At 66.3% G+C, this 20,001-nt stretch carries 16 protein-coding genes; 4 read left to right on the top strand and 12 right to left on the bottom strand.

The annotated features are described in order from the left end of the window. Positions 1-28: 28 nt before the first annotated feature. The 7 genes from WA983_RS12765 to WA983_RS12735 form a co-directional block, all read right to left on the bottom strand. Positions 29-1,300: a phenylacetate--CoA ligase family protein gene (locus WA983_RS12765; RefSeq protein ID WP_424312135.1), complete on the bottom strand. Its 1,272-nt coding sequence runs from the start codon at positions 1,298-1,300 to the stop codon at positions 29-31. Between the two features lie 14 nt (positions 1,301-1,314). Continuing rightward, positions 1,315-2,142 carry an ABC transporter ATP-binding protein gene (locus tag WA983_RS12760; RefSeq protein ID WP_424250162.1) on the bottom strand — a complete coding sequence of 276 codons (828 nt, stop codon included), beginning with the start codon at positions 2,140-2,142 and terminating at the stop codon, positions 1,315-1,317. 45 nt (positions 2,143-2,187) lie between these two features. Next, the gene (locus tag WA983_RS12755; protein WP_424250164.1) at positions 2,188-3,519 is read right to left on the bottom strand and encodes an ABC transporter substrate-binding protein; all 1,332 of its coding nucleotides are present in this window, start codon (positions 3,517-3,519) and stop codon (positions 2,188-2,190) included. An 89-nt stretch (positions 3,520-3,608) separates the two neighbouring features. Further along, on the bottom strand, positions 3,609-4,670 hold the full coding sequence (locus tag WA983_RS12750; RefSeq protein ID WP_424312134.1) for a branched-chain amino acid ABC transporter permease: 1,062 nt from the start codon (positions 4,668-4,670) through the stop codon (positions 3,609-3,611). A gap of 15 nt (positions 4,671-4,685) precedes the next feature. After that, complete coding sequence (locus WA983_RS12745) at positions 4,686-5,615, bottom strand: branched-chain amino acid ABC transporter permease (protein ID WP_424250168.1); 930 nt, start codon at positions 5,613-5,615, stop codon at positions 4,686-4,688. 28 nt (positions 5,616-5,643) lie between these two features. Beyond that, positions 5,644-6,483, bottom strand: a complete 840-nt coding sequence (locus WA983_RS12740; protein ID WP_424250170.1) for an ABC transporter ATP-binding protein — start codon at positions 6,481-6,483, stop codon at positions 5,644-5,646. A gap of 1 nt (position 6,484) precedes the next feature. Next, complete coding sequence (locus WA983_RS12735; protein WP_424250172.1) at positions 6,485-8,446, bottom strand: AMP-dependent synthetase/ligase; 1,962 nt, start codon at positions 8,444-8,446, stop codon at positions 6,485-6,487. 149 nt (positions 8,447-8,595) lie between these two features. Here WA983_RS12735 and WA983_RS12730 point away from each other — a divergent pair, with 149 nt between their 5' ends. Continuing rightward, positions 8,596-9,270, top strand: a complete 675-nt coding sequence (locus WA983_RS12730) for a Crp/Fnr family transcriptional regulator (RefSeq protein ID WP_424250175.1) — start codon at positions 8,596-8,598, stop codon at positions 9,268-9,270. Positions 9,271-9,282: 12 nt separating this feature from the next. Here WA983_RS12730 and WA983_RS12725 read toward each other — a convergent pair whose 3' ends face one another. From WA983_RS12725 to WA983_RS12715, 3 genes are all read right to left on the bottom strand, one after another. Beyond that, positions 9,283-10,581, bottom strand: a complete 1,299-nt coding sequence (locus WA983_RS12725; protein WP_424250177.1) for a sulfate adenylyltransferase subunit 1 — start codon at positions 10,579-10,581, stop codon at positions 9,283-9,285. A 63-nt stretch (positions 10,582-10,644) separates the two neighbouring features. Continuing rightward, a complete protein-coding gene (gene cysD / locus WA983_RS12720; RefSeq protein WP_424250179.1) occupies positions 10,645-11,556 on the bottom strand; it encodes a sulfate adenylyltransferase subunit CysD in 912 nt (303 codons plus the stop codon). After that, on the bottom strand, positions 11,553-12,320 hold the full coding sequence (locus tag WA983_RS12715) for a phosphoadenylyl-sulfate reductase (RefSeq protein ID WP_424250181.1): 768 nt from the start codon (positions 12,318-12,320) through the stop codon (positions 11,553-11,555). Before WA983_RS12715 ends, cysD begins: the two co-directional genes overlap by 4 nt. Positions 12,321-12,539: 219 nt before the next feature. Here WA983_RS12715 and WA983_RS12710 point away from each other — a divergent pair, with 219 nt between their 5' ends. Both WA983_RS12710 and WA983_RS12705 read left to right on the top strand, forming a co-directional pair. After that, positions 12,540-13,829 (top strand): Glu/Leu/Phe/Val family dehydrogenase, encoded by a 1,290-nt coding sequence (locus tag WA983_RS12710; protein WP_424251865.1) that lies wholly within the window; start codon positions 12,540-12,542, stop codon positions 13,827-13,829. A gap of 41 nt (positions 13,830-13,870) precedes the next feature. Next, a complete protein-coding gene (locus WA983_RS12705) occupies positions 13,871-14,845 on the top strand; it encodes an asparaginase (protein WP_424312133.1) in 975 nt (324 codons plus the stop codon). Between the two features lie 3 nt (positions 14,846-14,848). Here WA983_RS12705 and tdh read toward each other — a convergent pair whose 3' ends face one another. Together tdh and WA983_RS12695 are read right to left on the bottom strand one after the other, a co-directional pair. Next, entirely contained in the window at positions 14,849-15,874 is a 1,026-nt protein-coding gene (gene tdh, locus WA983_RS12700) for an L-threonine 3-dehydrogenase (RefSeq protein WP_424247860.1), read from the bottom strand. Positions 15,875-15,896: 22 nt separating this feature from the next. Next, positions 15,897-17,099, bottom strand: a complete 1,203-nt coding sequence (locus WA983_RS12695; RefSeq protein ID WP_424312132.1) for a glycine C-acetyltransferase — start codon at positions 17,097-17,099, stop codon at positions 15,897-15,899. Between the two features lie 293 nt (positions 17,100-17,392). Between WA983_RS12695 and WA983_RS12690 the strand changes: the two genes are divergently transcribed. Continuing rightward, positions 17,393-19,981, top strand: a complete 2,589-nt coding sequence (locus WA983_RS12690) for an EAL domain-containing protein (RefSeq protein WP_424247856.1) — start codon at positions 17,393-17,395, stop codon at positions 19,979-19,981. Positions 19,982-20,001 lie beyond the last annotated feature (20 nt).

Here is a 20,001-nt window from a genome sequence, read left to right as displayed (position 1 = left end):
ATTTGAACATAGTAACTGAGGGGGCGCTTCAATCGTAGCGCCGCGCGTCCTCGATCACCTTGCCGTCGTTGGGCAGGCTACCGGGCGCCACGACCTCGACCACGGCCCGCAGCTTGGTCTGCTCGCGCACCGTGGCGGCCACGGCTTCGGTATCGAGCGCGGCATCGGCCTCGACCCGCAGGGTCATGACGTCATGGCCTGTTTCCCCCGACACCACCAGGCGGGCGCGCCCGATCCCCGCATGCCGTTCCAGCACGGCGGCGATCTGCTCGGGGTGCACGAACATGCCGCGCACCTTGGTCGTCTGGTCGGCCCGGCCCAGCCAGCCGCGGATACGCCGATTGGTCCGTCCGCAGGGCGAGGCCCCCGGCATCAAGGCCGACAGGTCACCGGTGCCAAAGCGCAGCAGCGGATAGTCCGCATTCAGGGTCGTGACCACCAGTTCGCCGACTTCGCCCTCGGGCACGGGCTGACCGGTGCCGGGCCGGACGATTTCCAGGATCAGGTCCTCATTGACGACCAGGCCCTCGCGCGCAGGGGTCTCGAAGGCCACCATGCCCAGATCGGCACTGCCATAGGCCTGGAACCCCTGGATGCCGCGCCCCTTGAACCAGGCCTGCAGGGACGGTGGGTAAGCCTCGCCGGAAAACAGCGCCCGTTGCAGCGAGGGCAGCGCCACCCCCATCTCGTCGGCCTTTTCCAGGATGATGCGCAAAAAACTGGGCGTGCCGGTGTAGGCGTGCGGCGCCAGGTCCGCCATGGCACGCACCTGTTGTTCGGTCTGCCCGACGCCGCCCGGAAACACCGTGCAGCCCAGCGCGTGTGCGGCGGTCTCCATCATGGAACCGGCCGGGGTGAAATGATAGGAAAAACCATTGTGCACCAGCATGCCGGCCCGCACCCCCGCCGCATGCAGGGCGCGGGCAAAACCCCAGTAATCCGGGCGCGGGCCTTCGGGTTCGTAGATGGGCCCCGGCGAGGCATACACCCGCCGCGCCGCACCCCAGCCGACGGCCGAGAAGCCGCCGAACACGCGCAGGCGCTGGGCCTCGGCAGTGCCGTCGGCCCAGGCGATGCGGGCGGCATGCTGGGTCTGCAGCAATTCGCTCTTGCGCAATACCGGCACGCGGGCCAGGGCCTCTCGCGAGCCCAGAGCTGCCGGGTCGATCCCCTGGAGCTGCCGGGCGATGGCCGGCGCGCGCGCCCCGGCCCGCTCCAGGGCGGCGGGCAGGCGCTCGAACAGCCGCCGTTCGCGCTCGTCGGCGGGCAGGGTTTCGCGCGCATCGTAGTATGCCTGCATGCCATTCCCCCGTGTCAGGCCAGCCAGCGTTTGCGCCGGCGGTAGAACTTGGTGTCGCGGAAGCTGGTGCGGCCCGCCCCCGAAACACCCAGATAGAATTCCTTCACGTCCTCGTTCTCGGCCAGCGCGCGGGCGGCACCGTCCATCATCACGCGGCCGTTTTCCAGGATGTAGCCGTAGTCCGCGTAGCGCAGGGCCACGTTGGTGTTCTGCTCCGCCAACAGAAAGCTGACGCCTTCGCGCTGGTTCAGGTCGCGCACGATCTCGAAAATTTCCTCGACGATCTGCGGCGCCAGGCCCATCGAGGGCTCGTCCAGCAGGATCATGCGCGGATCGGCCATCAGCGCCCGGCCGATGGCGGCCATCTGCTGCTCGCCGCCGGACGTATAGCCCGCCTGGCTCTTGCGCCGCTGCTTCAGGCGCGGAAAATAACGGTAGACCCGCTCCAGCGCGGCGTCCTGGTCGGCACGCCCCAGGCGCCGCGTATAGGCGCCCGTCAGCAGGTTTTCCTCGATGCTCAGGTGGGCGAAGCAATGGCGGCCCTCCATGACCTGGACCACTCCGCGCTGCACCAGGTCGGCCGGCGACAGGGACTCGATGCGTTCCCCGCGATATTCGATCCCGCCCTTGGTGACCTCGCCGCGCTCGCCGCGCAGCAGATTGGAGATCGCCCGCAGCGTGGTGGTCTTGCCCGCTCCGTTGGCGCCCAGCAGCGCCACGATCCGGCCTTCCGGCACGGTCAGGGACACGCCCTTGAGCACCAGGATGACGTGGTTGTAGATGACCTCGATACCGTTGACGTTCAACAGCACCGTGGGTTCGGACGCCTGTGCGCTATCCATCGATTCCTCTCCCAGGGGCCGGGCGCGGCCCGGCCCCGGCACGGCTTACTCGGCGGCGCAGTCGCGCATCGGCAGTTTCTTCTCGGCGGCGTATTTGTCGCCCAGGGACTTCACCAGCGGCTGCACGTACTTCGGGTTGGACTGATACCAGTCGGACACGACGTCGAACTTCTTGCCGTCCCACTGGATGATGCGCGCCCAGTCGTCGCCCATATGGTTTTCGCACGAGGTCTTCACGGGACGCATCAGCTTGGCGAAGCCCAGTTGCTCCAGGCGGGCCTGGTCCAGGTTCAGGTTTTCATAGCCCCAGCGCACCTGCTCGGGCGTCATGTGCTTGCCCTTGCCGAACTTTTCCTGGGCCGTACGGATGGCCTCGACCTGCAGCATGGAAATCATCATGCCGCGCGTGTAGGCCAGCGAACCGAAGGTGCTGCCATCCTTGTCGGCGCCCTCGCCCTTGTCGTAGACGTATTTCTTCACGTCCTCGTGCACCCGGCCATGTTCCGCGCTGTTCTGGATGGTGATGCCGTTGTAGCCCTTGGCCACGTCGCCCAGATCCTTGACGTCGGTCTCGGAACTGGCCCACCAGATGCCGTACATCTTGTCGCGCGGATAGCCGACCCCCTGGGCCTCGCGGATGGCGGTCGGCGTCATGATCCCGGCGCTCCACAGGATGACGTAGTCGGGACGGTTCTTGCGAATCTGCAGCCAGGTGGATTTCTGCTCGACCCCCGGCGCGGCGACCGGATAGAGCTGCAGATCGAAGCCGTTGTCTTTGGCGCGTTCCTGGAGCAGCGGGATGGGCTCCTTGCCGAAGGGCGAGTCGTGATAGATCAGGGCGATCTTCTTGCCCTTGAGTTTGTCTTCACCGCCCAGCTTCTTGGCGATGTCCTGGATCATGACGTCGGCCGCCGTCCAGTACGTGCCCAGCAGCGGAAAGTTCCACTTGAACACCCGGCCATCGGCGGACTGCGACAGGCCGTAGCCCACCGTGACCACGACCTGGCCGTCGACGATCGCCTTGTCGGTCACGGCGAAGGTGATGCCCGTGGACTGGGTATCGAAGCCCGACGCCCCGCCGTTCTTGTTCTTCAGGCGCTCGTAGCACTCCACGCCTTTATCGGTGGAGTAGGCGGTCTCGCATTCCTCGTAGGAAATCTTGACGCCGTTGACGCCCCCGTCGCGCGCGTTGACGAGCTTGAGGTAGTCGATCTTGCCGTTGGCCCAGGGGATGCCCAGCGGGGCGAACGAACCGGTCCGGTAGACCAGCAGGGGAATGAACTGTTCCTCGGCGGCCTGCGCCGTGCTGGCGACACCCGCCAGCCCGATGACGGCCAGCAGGGCGGTGGCGGCGGTCTTCGTCAGTGCATGCTTCATCTGTAGCTCCTCCTGGTGCGTGTGGCACCTATCGTGTCAACAAAGAACGGGTCCGATCGAACGCCGCCCCAAAGGCCCCCCTTGATCGCTCAATGGGGGAACGGCCAGATCCTGAGTTTTTCCTTGGCGATGCTCCACAGCCTGGCCAGACCATGCGGCTCCACGATCAGAAAGAAGACGATCAGGAAGCCGAAAATCATGTGTTCGATGTGCGAGGCCACGTCCACCGGCAGGTCCAGGCCCAGCCAATGCGGTACGTTGGTCAGCAGCACCGGCACCAGCACCATGAAGGCCGCGCCGAAGAAGCTGCCGATGATGGAGCCCAGGCCGCCGATGATGATGATGAACAGCAGTTGCAGCGAACGGTTCAGGTCGAAGGCCAGGGGTTCCCAGGAGCCCAGGTGGATGTAGGCCCAGAGCGCCCCCGCGACACCGATGATGAAGGAACTGACGGCGAAGGCGGTGAGCTTGGCGTACACCGGCCGAATGCCGATGACGGCGGCGGCCACGTCCATGTCGCGGATCGCCATCCACTGCCGGCCGATGGCGCCGCGCACCAGGTTCTTGGCCAGCAGGCCGATGACCGCCACGAAGCACAGCACGAACAGGTATTTCTGCGCGGGCGTGGTCACCGGCAGGCCGAAGGCCTGGAGCGCCGGCACGGACACATTGCCCGAGGACGAATAGTTGGTGAAATAGGGAATGCGCAGAAAGGCCCAGTCCATGAAGAACTGCGCCGCCAGCGTCGTCACCGCCAGGTACAGGCCGCGAATGCGCAGGCTGGGTATGCCGAACGCCACACCCGCCAGGGTGGCGAACACGCCGCCCAGCAGGATCTGGATCACCAGCGGCGGGTCCAGCCGCACGCCGAAGTTCCAGGCGGCGTAGGCACCCACCGCCATGAAAGCCCCGGAGCCGATGGAGATCTGGCCGCAGTAGCCGACCAGGATGTTCAGACCGATGGCCGCCAGCGACAGGATCAGGAAGGGGGTGAGAATCGCCTGCAGGAAATAGTCCGTCGCCCCCAGGGGAATGCCGACGAAGGCGAGCAGCAGCAGGCCGGAGATGAACCAGCGGTCCTGGCGGATCGGGAAGATCTGCTGGTCCGACCGGTAGGTGCTCTTGAACTGGCCGTTTTCACGATAGAACATGGGCAGGGTTTCCTGTCAGACGCGGTCGATGATTTTTTCGCCGAACAGGCCCTGGGGCCGGAACAGCAGGAACACCAGGGACAGCACGTAGGCGAACCAGATCTCGATGCCGCCGCCCACGAAGGGCCCCAGGTAGACCTCGGACAGTTTTTCGCCCACCCCGATGATGAGACCGCCGACGATGGCGCCGGGCACCGAGGTCAGGCCGCCCAGGATCACCACCGGCAGGGCCCGCAAGGCCGCCGTGGACAGGGTGAACTGCACGCCGAACTTCGAGCCCCAGACGATGCCCGTGACCAGTGCCACCAGGCCGGCCACTGTCCAGACCACCACCCAGATGCGGTTCAGCGGAATGCCCACCGACTGCGCCGCCTGGTGATCGTCGGCCACGGCGCGCAGCGCCCGGCCCACCGTGGTGTACTGGAAGAAGAAGGCCAGCACCGCCACCAGCACGGCGGCAACGACGGCGGCCGTCAGGTCTTCCAGGCTGACCAGTACGCCGCCGTCGAACATCGTGTCCAGGATGATGACGGGATCCTTGGGCATGCCGACGTCGATCGAATACACCGAACTGCCGAACAGGATCTGGCCGATGCCGTCCAGAAAATAGCTGATGCCGATGGTGGCCATCAGCAGCGTGGTGGCCTCCTGGTTGACCAGGTGGCGCAGCACCAGGCGCTCGACCAGCACGGCGATCAGCCACATGAACAGAGCGGCCAGCACGAAGGCCAGCAGGTTGGCCAGCACGGGAGAGCCGCCGCCCAGCCAGCCATCGATCCAGCCAGACAGGCGGGCCATGGCCAGCGCCGCGATCAGCACCATGGCGCCCTGGGCGAAATTGAACACCCCCGATGCCTTGAAGATCAGCACGAAGCCCAGGGCCACCAGGGCATAGAGCATGCCGCTCATCAACCCGCCGATCACCGTTTCCAGTAAGAATCCCATTGCGACTCCTTGAATGGCGCTGCCGGCCTCAGTGGCTGGCGCCCAGGTAAGCCCGGACGACCTCGGGGTTGCTGCGCACCTCGTCGGGCGCGCCGTCGCCGATCTTGCGGCCATAGTCCAGCACCACCACCCGGTCGGAGATGTCCATGACTACCCCCATGTCGTGTTCGATCAGCACGATCGTGGTGCCGTATTCGTCGTTCACGTCGAGGATGTAGCGGCTCATGTCCTGCTTTTCCTCGACGTTCATGCCCGCCATGGGCTCGTCGAGCAGCAGGATGCGCGGCTCCATGGCCAGCGCGCGGCCCAGGTCCACGCGCTTCTGCAGGCCGTAAGGCAGGCGCCCGACCGGGGTCTTGCGCCAGGCCTGGATTTCCAGGAAGTCGATGATGTTCTCCACGACCTCGCGATGGGCGATTTCCTCGCGTTCGGCCGAACCGAGCCGCAGCGCCTGGGCCAGCACGCCGCTTTTCATGCGCAGGTTGCGGCCCGTCATGATGTTGTCCAGCACGCTCATGCCCTTGAACAGGGCCAGGTTCTGGAAGGTGCGGGCGATGCCCATTTCGGCGGCCCGGCGCGGATTCATCCGGGCGAACTGCCGGCCCTGCAGCAGGATGCTGCCTTCCTGGGGCGTGTAGACGCCGTTGATGACGTTCAGCATCGAACTTTTGCCCGCGCCGTTGGGACCGATGATGGCGCGGATCTCGTGCTCGCGCACGTCGAAGGAAATATCAGTCAGCGCCTTGACCCCGCCGAAGGACAGGGAAATGTTCTGCAGGTCCAGGATGACTTCGCCGATGCGTCCGGCGCGGTCCACAGCGCCGTCTGGCGCGTCCTGCGGAGTCTGCTCTGTCGCCGACTGGATCATTTCAAGCTACCTTCTTCAAGGGTTCGGGCCGCGAGACGGCTGCGGGCTCGATGCGCAGGTCGGCGGAGATCCGGCCCGTGCGGCCGTCCTCGAATTTGACCTCGGTCTCGATGAACTGGCGGTCTCGGCCCTCGAACAGGGCCTCGACCAGCACGGCGTATTTCTGGGCGATGAAGGCGCGGCGGACCTTGCGGGTGCGGGTCAACTCGTCGTCGTCGGGGTCCAGCTCTTTGTGCAGGATCAGGAAGCGGCTGACCTGCGAGGCCGCCAGCCTGGGGTCCTGGGCCAGGTCGGCGTTGACCTGTTCGACGCATTCCCGGATCAGGGTGTAGACCTCGTCCTTGCCGGCCAGATCGGTGTAACCGGCGTAGGGCAGGCCACGGCGCTCGGCCCAATTGCCGACAGCCTCCAGGTCGATGTTGATGAAGGCGCAGACCTCGGCACGGTCCGCCCCGAAAGCCACGGCTTCTTTGACGAAGGGGAAGAACTTGAGCTTGTTCTCGATGTATTTCGGCGCGAACAGGCTGCCATCGGACAGATGGCCGACGTCCTTGGCGCGATCGATGATCTTGAGCTGGCCGTCGGTGTCCAGATAGCCCGCGTCGCCTGTGTGGTACCAGCCGTCGGCCGTGTAGGATTCGCCCGTCGCCTTGGGATTGCGGTAGTAGCCGGAGAACAGACCCGGGCTGCGCAACTGGATCTCGCCGTTGTCGGCCACGCGAATGTCCACGCCCTCGCAGGGCGGGCCGACCGTGTCGTCGCGCACCTGGCCGTTGGCCTGGACGCAGACGAAAACCGAGGTCTCGGTGGATCCGTAGAGCTGTTTCAGGTTGATGCCGATGGAACGATAGAAGACGAACAGGTCGGGGCCGATGGCCTCGCCCGCCGTGTAGGCCACGCGCACCCGGCTCATGCCCAGGGTGTTGCGCAGGGGACCGTAGATCAGCAGATCGCCCAGGGCATATTTCAGGCGGTCGAACAGGCCGACGCCCGCGCCGCCGTCCAGGACCCGGTCGCCCACCCGCCGCGCCAGGCCCATCGCCCGGCGGTACAACCAGCGCTTGAAACGGCCGGCGTCCTCCATCCGGATCGTGACGTGGGTCAGCAGGCCTTCCAGCACACGCGGCGGCGCGAAATAATAGGTGGGGCCGATGTCGCGCATGTCGATCGACACGGTCTCGGGCGATTCAGGATGGTTCACGGTAAAGCCCGTGGTCAGAAACTGGGTGTAGGAAAACATGTTCTGACCGATCCAGGCGGGCGGCAGGTAGGCCAGCACGTCCTCGCGGTCGGTCAGGCCCTCGAAACGCTCGATGGCCCGCGCCCGGTCGATGAGCGCGTGGTGGCTGAGCACCACGCCCTTGGGCTTGCCGGTGGTCCCGGAGGTATAGAACATCGCTGCGGTGTCGTCAGGGCCGATCGCTGCGATCCGGTCATCGATCTCGTCCGGCCGCCCCTGCGCGCGCTCGTCGCCGCGCGCCAGCAGGGATTCCCAGGCCAGCAGGCGCGGATCGTCGTAATGGCGCAGGCCTCGCGGGTCGTCGTAGACGACGTGGCGCAGCGCCGGGCAGCGGCCCGAGACCTCCAGCATCTTGTCGACCTGTTCCTGGTCCTCGGCCACCACCACACCGACCTCGGCATCCTGCAGCACGAAGGCCATTTCCTCGGCCACGGCATCCTGATAGAGCGGCACGGGGATCGCCCCCAGACACTGGGCCGCCATCATTGCCATGTAGAGCCGGGGGCGGTTTTCGCCCACGACGGCCACGTGCTCACCCGTCCCGACGCCCAGGTCGGCCAGCCCGCAGGCCACGCGCCGGACCTCGGCCGCCACCTCGCGCCAGGTCAGCGTCTGCCAGATGCCCAGATCCTTTTCGCGGATCGCGGGCCGTGCGCCGCGTACCTGCGCATGGTGCATCAGCAGGGCGGGGAACGTCGTCGCAGCAGTGGTTTCCTGTACCATGATGTCTCCTTGGCCTTGCGCAGATTCTGCGACGCGCGAAGCCTTCAGTGCGCCTCTGATGGGCGGTGTGTCAGACTTAAGGTACAGGCTGCGCCCCGCCCTCGACTGTCGCACGTATGACATTCGATCTCGATCTAGGGTAAGTCCCCATGAACCTGACACAGGCTTTGCCGGCACGCGCCGCCTGGTTCGACCTGCTCGACGACGCACAGCAGGCCCGTGTCCTGCAGGACACCGCTGTGGCGCACGTCGAAGCCGGCACCATCGTCGAGCACAAGGGCGCGGTCGCCTATGCCTGGATCGGCGTGCTCGACGGACTGGTGAAGGTCTCGGTCGGCAACGCCGACGGCAAGCTGGCATCCCTGACCGGGGTGCCGGCCGGCGGCTGGATCGGCGAAGGCTCTTTGCTGAAACGCGAAGCCCGCAAATACGACATCATCGCCCTGCGCCGCAGCACCATCGCCCGGCTGCGCGGCGACACGTTCTACTGGCTGCTGGACACCAGCATCCCCTTCAATCGCTATCTGCTGCACCAGTTGAACGAACGCGTGGCGCAGTTCATCGGCAAGGCCGAATACGACCGCCTGCTGGCCCCCGACGCGCGCGTGGCGCGCTGCCTGGCGGAACTGTTCAACCCGCTGCTGTACCCGGGCAATTCGATGCGCCTGGAAATCACGCAGGAAGAGATCGGCTTTCTGGCGCGGATTTCCCGCCAGCGCACCAACCAGGCCCTGCGCGCGCTGGAAGCCGCGCAATTGCTGAAGATCGAATACGGCGCCGTCCAGGTGCTGGACCTGGACGGACTGAAGCACTACGGACTGTAGGACGGTCCGCAGTCAGCGCCGGATCAGTCCCGCCGCCGCTGTCTGGTGGGTGGCGGTGTCGATCAGAATGAAGGCGCCCGTGGCCCGTTGCGCGTCGTAGTCGTCCAGGACCAATGGGTCGCGGGCACGCAACCGCACGCGGCCGATGTCGTTCATGGCCAGGGTGCCGTTCCATTCCACCGAGCGCAGCTCATGGATGTCGCGCCGGGTGCGCACGGCCTGGATGCGGACCTGGGTCAGGCGGGTGCCCTGCTTCAGCCAGTACAGCCGCGCAGGATTCAGCGCCTGCTGATCCAGCCAGCACAGGTCCGCCTCGAAGTCCCTGTCCAGCGCCGGCTGCGCCTGGGCATCGACCAGCACGTCGCCCCGGGACAGGTCGACGTCGCGGTCCAGCACCACCGTGATGCTGTCGCCCGGCACCGCCTGATCGACGGCCTGCGCGCCACGCAGCAGGCCCGTGATGCGGACGGACTCACGGCTCGGCAACACCTGGACGGCGTCGCCGACCCGCCAGGAGCCGCCCTGCAACTGTCCGGCGTAGCCCCGGAAGGCGTCGGGGCCGCTGCCATTGTGGCGAATCACCCATTGGACGAAGAAACGCGCCTGCTCGTCCCCGCGGACCGGATCGACCGGCAGGTTCTCCAGCAGGGTCAGCAGCGGCGGTCCCTGATACCAGGGAGTGCGTTCGCTGTGCCGCACCACGTTGTCGCCCGACAGGGCCGACAGCGGCACGATGTGGAAGGCCGGGATGTCCAGGCGCTCGGCCAGATCCCTGTAAGCCGCGTGGATGCGCTCGAACACGGCGGGATCCCAGTCGACCAGATCCATCTTGTTGACCGCCACCACGAGGTGACGCAGCCCCAGCAGGCGCGCCAGAGTGCTGTGGCGCTTGGTCTGCGGCAACAGTCGGCCGTCGCGCGCCCGGCTTGCGTCGATCAGGATCACGGCGGCATCGGCGGTCGAGGCGCCCGTGACCATGTTGCGCGTGTACTGTTCGTGGCCGGGGGCGTCGGCGACGATGAACTTGCGCGCCGGCGTGGCGAAATACCGGTAGGCCACGTCGATGGTGATGCCCTGCTCGCGCTCGGCCTCCAGGCCGTCGGTCAGCAGCGCCAGATCCAGTTCGCTATTGGGCGCACGGGTGTATTTCGAGCCTGCGATGGCCTGGAGCTGATCGGCGAACACCCCTTTGCTGTCGACCAGCAGGCGACCGATCAGCGTGGATTTGCCGTCGTCCACGGACCCCGCAGTGATCAGGCGCAGCACACTGGTTTCGGGCGCGAGCGGCCATTGTTCATTGATTGCGTTCATTGTGATTCCTTGATCCGATTTGGATGCTCAAGTTCGGATGCATGGGCTTGTCAGGCCAGGCGCTCAGAAATAGCCTTGTTTCTTGCGCCGTTCCATCGACGCCTCACTGGTCTGGTCGTCCATGCGCGTAGCGCCGCGCTCAGTGATGGTGGTGACGGCCGTCTCGGCGATGATGTCGGCCGGCGTGGCTGCGGTGGACGCCACCGGGCAGGTGCAGGACACGTCCCCCACCGTGCGAAAGCGCACGCTCAGGTGTTCGGGGCGTTCGCCTTCGCGCGGCGGCGTCAGCGGCGTGATGGGGACCAGCAGACCGTTGCGGCGCACGACTTCGCGCTCGTGGGTGTAGTAGATCGAGGGCAGTTCCAGACCTTCGCGCTCGATGTACTGCCAGACGTCCAGTTCGGTCCAGTTCGAGATCGGGAAGACGCGGATGTTCTCGCCCGGATGCACGCGGGTGTTGTACAGATTCCAGAGCTCCGGACGCTGGGCCTTGGGGTCCCACTGACCGAACTCGTCGCGAAACGAGCAGATGCGTTCTTTGGCGCGGGCCTTTTCCTCGTCCCGGCGGGCGCCGCCGATGCAGGCGTCAAAGCCGAATTCCGCGATCGATTCCAGCAGTGTCGTGGCCTGGGCCGCGTTGCGCGAATCGTTGGCGTGGCGCAAAACCACCGTACCGCGCGCGATGGAATCCTCGACGCTGCGCACGATCAGTTCCTCGCCCAGCTCCGCCGCGCGACGGTCGCGAAAGGCAATCACCTCGGGGAAGTTGTGACCGGTGTCGATGTGCATCAGGGGAAAGGGAAAGCGCCCCGGGCGGAAGGCTTTTTCCGCCAGGCGCAGCAGCACGCAGGAATCCTTGCCGCCGGAAAACAGCAGCACGGGCCGCGCGCATTCGGCGGCGACTTCGCGCAGGATGTGGATGGCTTCGGATTCCAGCCAGTCGAGGTGCGTGCGAGTGAGTACGGCAGTGCTCATGATGTCGATGTTTCCGTGAAGTCCGTGGAAAGAGGGGTGCGCGGGCGCACGCCCGGTGTTCCCGCCGTGCGCAAATTACCGGCATGCAGGCCGCATTCGCGGCTGTCGCGCTGTTCCCACCACCAGCGCCCGGCGCGCGCATCCTCGCCGGGGCGCACGGCGCGTGTACAGGGTTCGCAACCGATGGAGGGATATCCCCGGTCGTGCAGCGGGTTGTAGGGCACGTCCAGCGCGCGCGCCACGCCCCAGACTTCGTCGGTCGTCCAGAACGCCAGGGGATTGAATTTCTGCAGGCCGAACGTGTCGTCCCACTGCGTGTCGGGCAATTCGACCCGGGTCAGGGACTGCTCGCGCCGCTGGCCGGTGATCCAGGCCGTATGGCCCGCCAGCGCGCGGCGCAGCGGTTCGACCTTGCGAATGCCGCAGCAGGCCTGGCGCAATTCCACACTTTCATAAAAGGCGAACTCGCCGTGCGCGGCCACGTGGTCCTGCACGGCCTGCGGATCGGGCTGCATCACGCGCGTCTCGATACCATAGCGATCCCGTATGACGTCCACCATGCCCAGTGTTGCCGCGTGCAGGCGGCCGGTGTCCAGCATGAAAACCTCCAACGGCCGGGGCAGTTGCGCCACGGCGTGGATCAGCAAGGTGTCCTCGATCCCCATGGACGAGGCCAGCAGCGCATCCGGGTGGATGTCCACAATGCGCGCGAGACCCGCCAGCAGGGCCTCCCAGCGCGCCGCCTGCGGCGGGGACAGCGTCATCGACACGATTTTTTCTCCATGGCGCAAAGCCGGCTTTGCGCCGACGGAAGTACCCAGTGTGCCCGCCCACTGTTCCGGGCGGAACGAAAAAAACGTTGATTCGATATAACCGCCAGAGAGCCCTAGCCCCCGCCCGGACACAGAACGCCCTTGCGGCACTAAAATGGGGTCAATCGCATGTCTCTGACTGCCCTGCACTCACACCAAAGGCTGCCCATCATGTCCGAACCGCTTCCCCAAGTCCTGCCCTCCTATCTGGACCCCGCCCATCCCGGTCCCTGGGGCATCTACCTGGAACAGGTCGACCGTGTCACGCCCTACCTGGGCTCTCTGGCGCGCTGGGTCGAAACCCTGAAGCGCCCCAAACGCATCCTGATCGTGGACGTGCCGGTGGAACTGGATGACGGTTCCGTCGCCCACTTTGAAGGCTATCGGGTGCAGCACAACACCTCGCGCGGGCCCGGCAAGGGCGGCGTGCGCTACCATCAGGACGTGACCCTGTCCGAAGTCATGGCCCTGTCGGCCTGGATGTCGGTCAAGTCCGCCGCCGTGAACCTGCCCTTCGGCGGCGCCAAGGGCGGCATCCGCATCGACCCGCGCAAGCACTCCCTGGGCGAACTGGAACGCATCACGCGCCGCTACACCAGCGAAATCCATGACATCATCGGCCCCAACAAGGACATCCCCGCGCCGGACGTGAACACCAACGGTCAGATCATGGCCTGGATGATGGACACCTACTCCATGAACGAAGGCGCCACCACCACCGGCGTGGTGACGGGCAAGCCGATCGCACTGGGCGGCAGCCTGGGCCGCGTCGAAGCCACCGGCCGCGGCGTCTACGTGGCCGCCTGCGAAGCCGCACGCGAGTCCGGCATCGACATCAAGGGCGCACGCATCGCCATCCAGGGCTTCGGCAACGTGGGCGGCACCGCTGCGCGTCTGTTTCACGAAGCCGGCGCCAAGGTCATCGCGGTGTACGACCACACCGGCATCATCCACAACGCCCGCGGCCTGAACGTCCTGGCCCTGTTCGATCACGTGCGCGAAAGCGGCGGCGTGGGCGGCGCCCCCGACTCCGAGACGCTCACGCCCCAGGAATTCTGGTCGCTGGAAACCGAAATCCTGATTCCGGCCGCCCTGGAAGGCCAGATCACCCACGACAACGCCGACCTGATCCATACCCGCATCCTGGTCGAAGGCGCCAACGGCCCGACCACCCCCGAAGCCGACGACATCATCTCGGCCAAGGGCACGATCATCGTCCCGGACGTGGTCGCCAACGCGGGCGGCGTCACGGTCAGCTACTTCGAGTGGGTGCAGGACTTCTCCAGCTTCTTCTGGACGGAGCAGGAAATCAACCACCGTCTGGAAGCCATGATGCGGGCCGCCTACGCGGCCGTGTCGGGGGTCGCCCGCCAGCACGGCGTGTCGCTGCGCACGGCATCCTTCATCGTGGCCTGCACCCGCATCCTCGAAGCCCGTCAGGTGCGCGGCCTGTACCCCTGATGCCCCGCCCGCGCGCCTCCAGGACGAACCCGTCGGGACCGATGCGACCGCGTCTGGTCCTGATCGGCACGGGCGGCACCATCGCCGCCACGGCAGGCGACGCCCGCACACTGACCGGCTACCAGGTCACCCAGGGGATCGAAGCCATGCTGGCGGCGATCCCCGGCGCCCGCGACGTGGCCGAGATCCGCTGCGAACAGCCGTTCAACGTGGACAGCCGGAATCTGGGCACCGCCCAGGTCCTGCGGCTGGCGCGCCTGATAGAGCGCCACCTGCGCGCGCCGGACGTGGACGCGGTGGTCGTGACCCACGGGACCGACAGCCTGGAAGAAACCGCCTTCTTCCTGCACCTGACGGTGCGCAGCCCCAAGCCCGTCGTGCTGGTCGGCGCGATGCGCCCGGCCTCGGCCCTGAGCGCCGACGGGCCGCTGAATCTGGTGAACGCCCTGTTGACGGCAGCCGATCCGGCCAGCCGCGACCGGGGCGTGCTGGTGGTCCTGAACGACTGCATCGTCGCGGCACGGCACGCGGCCAAGCGCCACACCACGCGGGTGGACGCCTTCGGGGCGGACGGCACGGGCGTGCTGGGCGCGGTCACCGACGGCCAGGCGCGCTATTCAGTCCGACCCGATCTGCCGGCTACGGCCCCCTTCGCCCTGTCCGGCCTGCGGACGCTGCCCCCGGTGGACGTCATTCTCGATTACCAGGATGCGCCCGCATACCCCTACGCCGCCGCGATTCAGGCCGGATCGCGCGGCCTGGTGGTCGCCGCCATGGGCAACGGCAGCCTCAGTCCCGCCGCTGTGCGGGGCTGCGCTCAGGCGATCCGCCGGGGCCTGGTGTGCGTGCGCGCCAGCCGGGTGCCGGACGGCCTGGTCACCGACGACGCGGCACAGGCCGGCGGCTCGCTGGCCGCCCATGCGCTCAATCCACTGCAAGCGCGCATCGCCCTGCGGCTGGCGCTGGCACGCGGGATGGGGCGAGCGGAAATCGACGGATTGCTGCGGCGGCTGTAGCGCTTAATTCCAATTCAGGATGACCTTGCCGCTCTGGCCTGACAGCATCGCCTCGAAGCCCTGGCGGAAGTCAGCCACCGGGTAGTGGTGGGTCAGGATGGGGGACAGATCCAGGCCGCTTTGCAACATGGCGACCATCTTGTACCAGGTCTCGAACATCTGGCGGCCGTAGATCCCCTTGATCTCCAGCCCCTTGAAGATGACCTGGCTCCAGTCGATGCCCACGCCGTCGGGCAGGATGCCCAGCATGGCGATCTTGCCGCCATGATTCATCTGACCCAGCATCGAGGCAAAGGCACTGGGCACGCCGGACATTTCCAGGCCCACGTCGAAGCCCTCGGTCATGCCCAGTTCACGCATCACGTCGCGCAGGTCCTCGCGGGCCACGTTCACCGTTCGGCTGGCACCCATGCGGGCAGCCAGATCCAGGCGGTAATCGTTGACGTCGGTGATGACGACGTTGCGCGCGCCCACGTGGCGGGCAATCGCCGCCGCCATGGCGCCGATCGGACCGGCCCCTGTGATCAGCACATCCTCGCCCACCAGATCGAAGGCCAGCGCCGTGTGGGTGGCGTTGCCGTAGGGATCGAAGATCGCAGCCAGATCGTCGGACACGTCATCCGGAATGCGGAAGGCGTTGAAGGCCGGGATCACCAGATAGTCGGCGAAAGCGCCGGGACGGTTGACGCCCACACCCTGAGTGTTGCGGCACAGATGGCGACGGCCGGCACGGCAGTTGCGGCAATGGCCGCAGGTGATGTGCCCTTCGCCGGAAACGCGGTCGCCGATCCGGAAGCCCTGGACTTCCTGACCGATTTCGACGACTTCGCCCACGTATTCATGGCCGACGTGCATGGGCACGGGGATGGTGCGCGCGGCCCAGTCGTCCCATTTCCAGATGTGGATGTCGGTGCCGCAGATGGCGGTCTTGCGGATGCGGATCAACAGGTCGTTGTGCCCGATGACGGGCTTCGGGACATCCACCATTTCCAGCCCGACGGCAGGCTGCATTTTGGCCAAGGCTCTCATGACAATCTCCGGGAAGTGGCCGTCAGGCAATAACGCCCAGGTCTCGTCCGACGCGGGCGAAGGCCTGGACGGCGCGGCCGATGTCCTCGGGCGTGTGGGCCGCGCTCATCTGGGTGCGGATGCGGGCACGCCCCTTGGGCACCACGGGATAGGAAAAGCCGATCACGTAAATGCCCTGCGCCAGCAGGGCGTCGGCCATGCGACCAGCCAGCGCGGCGTCGCCCAGCATCACCGGAATGATCGGATGTTCGCCGGGCACCAGATCGAAGCCCAGCGCCTGCATCTCGCGGCGGAAATGCGCGCCGTTGCGGTGGACGCGGGCGCGCAGATCGGCGCCTTCGGCGTCCTGCAGCAGTTCGATCACCCGCCGCGACGCCGCCACGATGGCGGGGGCAAGCGTATTGGAAAACAGATAGGGCCGCGAGCGCTGGCGCAGCAGCTCGACGATCACGGGATCGGCCGCGACGTAGCCGCCCGAGGCCCCGCCCAGCGCCTTGCCCAGCGTCCCGGTCAGGATGTGGACCCGGTTCGCGACGCCGCAGTGTTCCGGCGTGCCACGACCGCCCGCACCCATGAAGCCCACGGCATGGGAATCGTCCACCATCACCAGGGCGTCGAATTCATCGGCCAGATCGCAGATCGACGCCAGGTCGGCGATGATGCCGTCCATGGAGAACACGCCATCGGTAGCGATCATGATGTGCCGCGCCCCGCCGTCACGGGCGGCCTGAAGCTGCGCGCGCAGGTCGGCCATGTCGTTGTTGGCGTAGCGGTAGCGGCGCGCCTTGCTCAGGCGGATGCCGTCGATGATGCTGGCGTGGTTCAGTGCGTCGCTGACGATGGCGTCCTGCTCGTCCAGCAGGGCCTCGAACAGACCGCCGTTGGCGTCGAAGCAACTGGAATACAGGATCGCGTCGCCCATCCCCAGCCAATGAGCCAGTTCGGATTCCAGTGCCTTGTGTCCCGTCTGGGTGCCACAGATGAAACGCACCGACGCCAGACCGAAACCGTCGGCCGCCAGGCCATCGGCAGCGGCCTGGATCAGGCGCGGATCGTTGGCCAGTCCCAGGTAGTTGTTGGCGCAAAAATTCAGCACGCTGGCGCCGTCAGACAGGCGCACACGAGCAGACTGCTGGCTGGCGATGACACGCTCGGACTTGTAGAAGCCTTCTTCGCGCAACTGCCCGATCCGGGCGCGCGCATCCGCAAGAAATCGCTGGGACATGATCCACCTTTTGGGGGAATGCAATGGAAATGCGTGCCGGCATTGTACGCCGCCCACGCACCTGCGGCGCCCTAACCCCGACACTGGGTCAGACGAGCAAAGGTTCACGACGCGGTTTTCATATTGGTTCACAATCCGTACAACTGATGACAATCCTGCGGACTGTGCGCCATTTTGATTTGTTCCGCCTCGCACTATGATGTTCTCTTTTGGATTCGTGCCAGCGCGCCATAGGCACCGCCCCGCCTGCGGGGGACCGGGCGCCGCTCATCCGGTCCCCGGACCGAACCCTTATGGCCTTTCGCGCTCGCCTGCACCGCGTGTATTGCAGCATCCTCTTGCCAGCCTTGGTGCTGTGCCTGGGGCTGTTCGCACCGCACGCGCGCGCCGCCCTGACCCTGGACGTCGGCATCTACGACCAGAAACCCGACATCTACATCGCCCGGGACGGCCGCCCGGCGGGCATCCTCGGCGAACTGCTGAACGAAATCGCCCGCCAGGAGGGCTGGACGATCCGGACCCAGGCCTGCCACTGGGCGCAGTGCATGCAGTTGCTGGCGGAGGGCAAGATCGACCTGTTGCCCGACGTCTTCTACACTCTGGAACGGGCCCAGACGTTCAATCTGCATCACGTCCCGGCACTGCATAGCTGGTCTCAGGTCTATGCCCGGCCGGACCATACCCTGCGCTCGATCGAGGACCTGAAGAATCACGCTATCGCGGTCCTGGAAGGCTCACTCCAGCAGGACTACCTGAAAACCGCCCTGCCCAGCCTGGGCATCAACGCCCGCATCGACCCGGTCCTGAACCTGGACGCCGGTTTCCGGCGCGTGCTGGCCGGCCAGGACGACGCCGTGGTGGCCGATTTCTACGCCGGCGAACTGCTGGCGCAAGAACACAAGCTCGTCGCCACACCCATCATCTTTCAACCCACTCAGGCCTACTTCGCCGCCCCGAAGGGCCGCTTCCCCACAGTCCTTGCGGCCATCGACCGCCACCTCAGCGCCTGGCAGGCCTCCCCGGGCTCGTTCTACTATCACACCCTGGACAACTGGCGCCTGCCGCGTTCCCAATCCCTGCTGAGCCTATACGGCCGCTGGATCGTCGGCGGCCTGAGCGGACTGCTGATCCTGACCCTGATCGTGACCCTGGTGCTGCGCACCCAGCTTCGCCACCAGCGGCGGCGTCTGCGGCGCAGCGAGCGCCGCCTGGGAGCCATCCTGGACGCCATCGACGCCGCTGTCGGCATCAAGAACCTGGACTTCCGCTATACCTTCGCCAACGACAAACACGAAGCATTCCTGGGCCTGAACGAAGGCCAGCTCATCGGCCTGCGAGACGAAGACGTCCTGGACGACGCCGAATCCCTGTCCCGCATCCGCAGCAGCGACCAGGCCGTGATCGATTCCCACGAACGCAGCGTGTCGCAGATGACCCTGCAACCGCGTCAGGGCGAGCCACGCACCTTCCTGACGATCAAGGCGCCCATGCGCGACCCGGACGGAACCCTGGAAGCCATCTGCACGGTCGCCACCGACATCACCGAACGGCTGCGCGCCGAGGAGACCGCTCACCACCTGGCCGTCTACGACGCGCTGACCGGCCTGCCCAACCGGCGCACGGCACTGAGCCATCTGACGCAGATGCTCGAATCGGCCAGACCGGGCCGGCCCATCGGCGCACTGCTGCTGATTGATCTGGACGGCTTCAAGCGAATCAACGACATGCATGGACATGACACCGGCGACCAGGTGCTGTGCGGCATTGCGGACCGCTTGCGGACCAGCGTGCGCGACCAGGATATGGTGTCGCGCGTCAGCGCCGACGAGTTCATCGTGCTGCTCGACGATCTGAGCAGCAAAGTCAACGATGCTGCCCGCAATGCCATGCATGTGGCCGAGAAACTGCGGATCGCCGTCTGCAACAGCGCATTCTCCGTCCAGGGCAAGCCCATCTATGTCACCGGCAGCATCGGCCTGACCCTGATCCAGGCGGACAGCCAGACCATCGACTCCGTGATGCGCGAGGCCGACATGGCCACCCACCGCGCCAAGCAGCACGGCGGCAACCAGGTCACGTTCTACGAGCAGAGCCTGCAATCCGAGGTCGAGCAGCGACTCTGGCTGGAACATGATCTGCTGCAGACCATCGGCACACCGCACCTCACCCTGTACATCCAGCCTCAGTTCGGCCACGACGGGCGCGTCACCGGCGGCGAACTGCTGGCCCGCTGGACCCACCCCACCCGAGGGCCGGTCTCACCCGCCCTGTTCATCCCCATCGCAGAGGAAACCGGCCTGATCAGCCTGCTGGGGAGCTGGTCCCTGCAATTCGCCTGCGACGCCCTGGTGACGCTGCAGGAAGAAGGCGAGACCTACCCCCTGTCCCTGAACGTCAGCCCCCGGCAGTTGATGGAACCCCAGTTCGTCGAAACCGTGCGCGACACGCTGGCAAACAAGAACATCCCGGGCAATCGGCTGATCTTCGAGATCACCGAAGGCGTGCTGATCCAGGATATACAGGCCGTCACCCGGCGCATGCAGGCACTGGCCCTGCTGGGAATCCGTTTTTCCATCGACGATTTCGGCACCGGTTATTCCAACCTGGCCTACCTGAAGCGCCTGCCGCTGTACGAACTGAAGATCGACAAAAGCCTGGTCCAGGACATCCCGGGCGACAGCGACAGCCTCGCCATCGTCCAACTGATCCTGGCGATGGCCGACAAGCTCGATCTGCGCGTGGTCGCAGAGGGCGTGGAAACCGAAGCGCAATCCCGGTTCCTGTTCGAACACGACTGCCACGCCCAGCAAGGCTATCTGCTGGCCCGCCCCATGCCACTGGCGGCATGGGTGGACATGATCCGCGCGCGCCGGCCCCGCTGAGGCGGGGCCGGACGCGACAC

This window comes from Castellaniella sp., assembly GCF_049650445.1.
Lineage (GTDB): Bacteria > Pseudomonadota > Gammaproteobacteria > Burkholderiales > Burkholderiaceae_B > Castellaniella.
Note: the sequence above shows the minus strand (reverse complement) of the source record. Positions and strands in the feature narration are given on the sequence as shown.

Bases quoted from the DNA above. Each gene is read 5' to 3' on its own strand.
- WA983_RS12735 (WP_424250172.1), bottom strand. From the start codon at position 8,446: ATGGTACAGGAAACCACTGCTGCGACGACGTTCCCCGCCCTGCTGATG.
- WA983_RS12745 (WP_424250168.1), bottom strand. From the start codon at position 5,615: ATGGGATTCTTACTGGAAACGGTGATCGGCGGGTTGATGAGCGGCATG.
- WA983_RS12690 (WP_424247856.1), top strand. From the start codon at position 17,393: ATGGCCTTTCGCGCTCGCCTGCACCGCGTGTATTGCAGCATCCTCTTG.
- WA983_RS12755 (WP_424250164.1), bottom strand. From the start codon at position 3,519: ATGAAGCATGCACTGACGAAGACCGCCGCCACCGCCCTGCTGGCCGTC.
- WA983_RS12705 (WP_424312133.1), top strand. From the start codon at position 13,871: ATGCGACCGCGTCTGGTCCTGATCGGCACGGGCGGCACCATCGCCGCC.
- tdh (WP_424247860.1), bottom strand. From the start codon at position 15,874: ATGAGAGCCTTGGCCAAAATGCAGCCTGCCGTCGGGCTGGAAATGGTG.
- WA983_RS12750 (WP_424312134.1), bottom strand. From the start codon at position 4,670: ATGTTCTATCGTGAAAACGGCCAGTTCAAGAGCACCTACCGGTCGGAC.
- WA983_RS12765 (WP_424312135.1), bottom strand. From the start codon at position 1,300: ATGCAGGCATACTACGATGCGCGCGAAACCCTGCCCGCCGACGAGCGC.
- WA983_RS12740 (WP_424250170.1), bottom strand. From the start codon at position 6,483: ATGATCCAGTCGGCGACAGAGCAGACTCCGCAGGACGCGCCAGACGGC.
- WA983_RS12710 (WP_424251865.1), top strand. From the start codon at position 12,540: ATGTCCGAACCGCTTCCCCAAGTCCTGCCCTCCTATCTGGACCCCGCC.
- WA983_RS12730 (WP_424250175.1), top strand. From the start codon at position 8,596: ATGAACCTGACACAGGCTTTGCCGGCACGCGCCGCCTGGTTCGACCTG.
- WA983_RS12715 (WP_424250181.1), bottom strand. From the start codon at position 12,320: ATGACGCTGTCCCCGCCGCAGGCGGCGCGCTGGGAGGCCCTGCTGGCG.
- WA983_RS12760 (WP_424250162.1), bottom strand. From the start codon at position 2,142: ATGGATAGCGCACAGGCGTCCGAACCCACGGTGCTGTTGAACGTCAAC.
- cysD (WP_424250179.1), bottom strand. From the start codon at position 11,556: ATGAGCACTGCCGTACTCACTCGCACGCACCTCGACTGGCTGGAATCC.
- WA983_RS12725 (WP_424250177.1), bottom strand. From the start codon at position 10,581: ATGAACGCAATCAATGAACAATGGCCGCTCGCGCCCGAAACCAGTGTG.
- WA983_RS12695 (WP_424312132.1), bottom strand. From the start codon at position 17,099: ATGTCCCAGCGATTTCTTGCGGATGCGCGCGCCCGGATCGGGCAGTTG.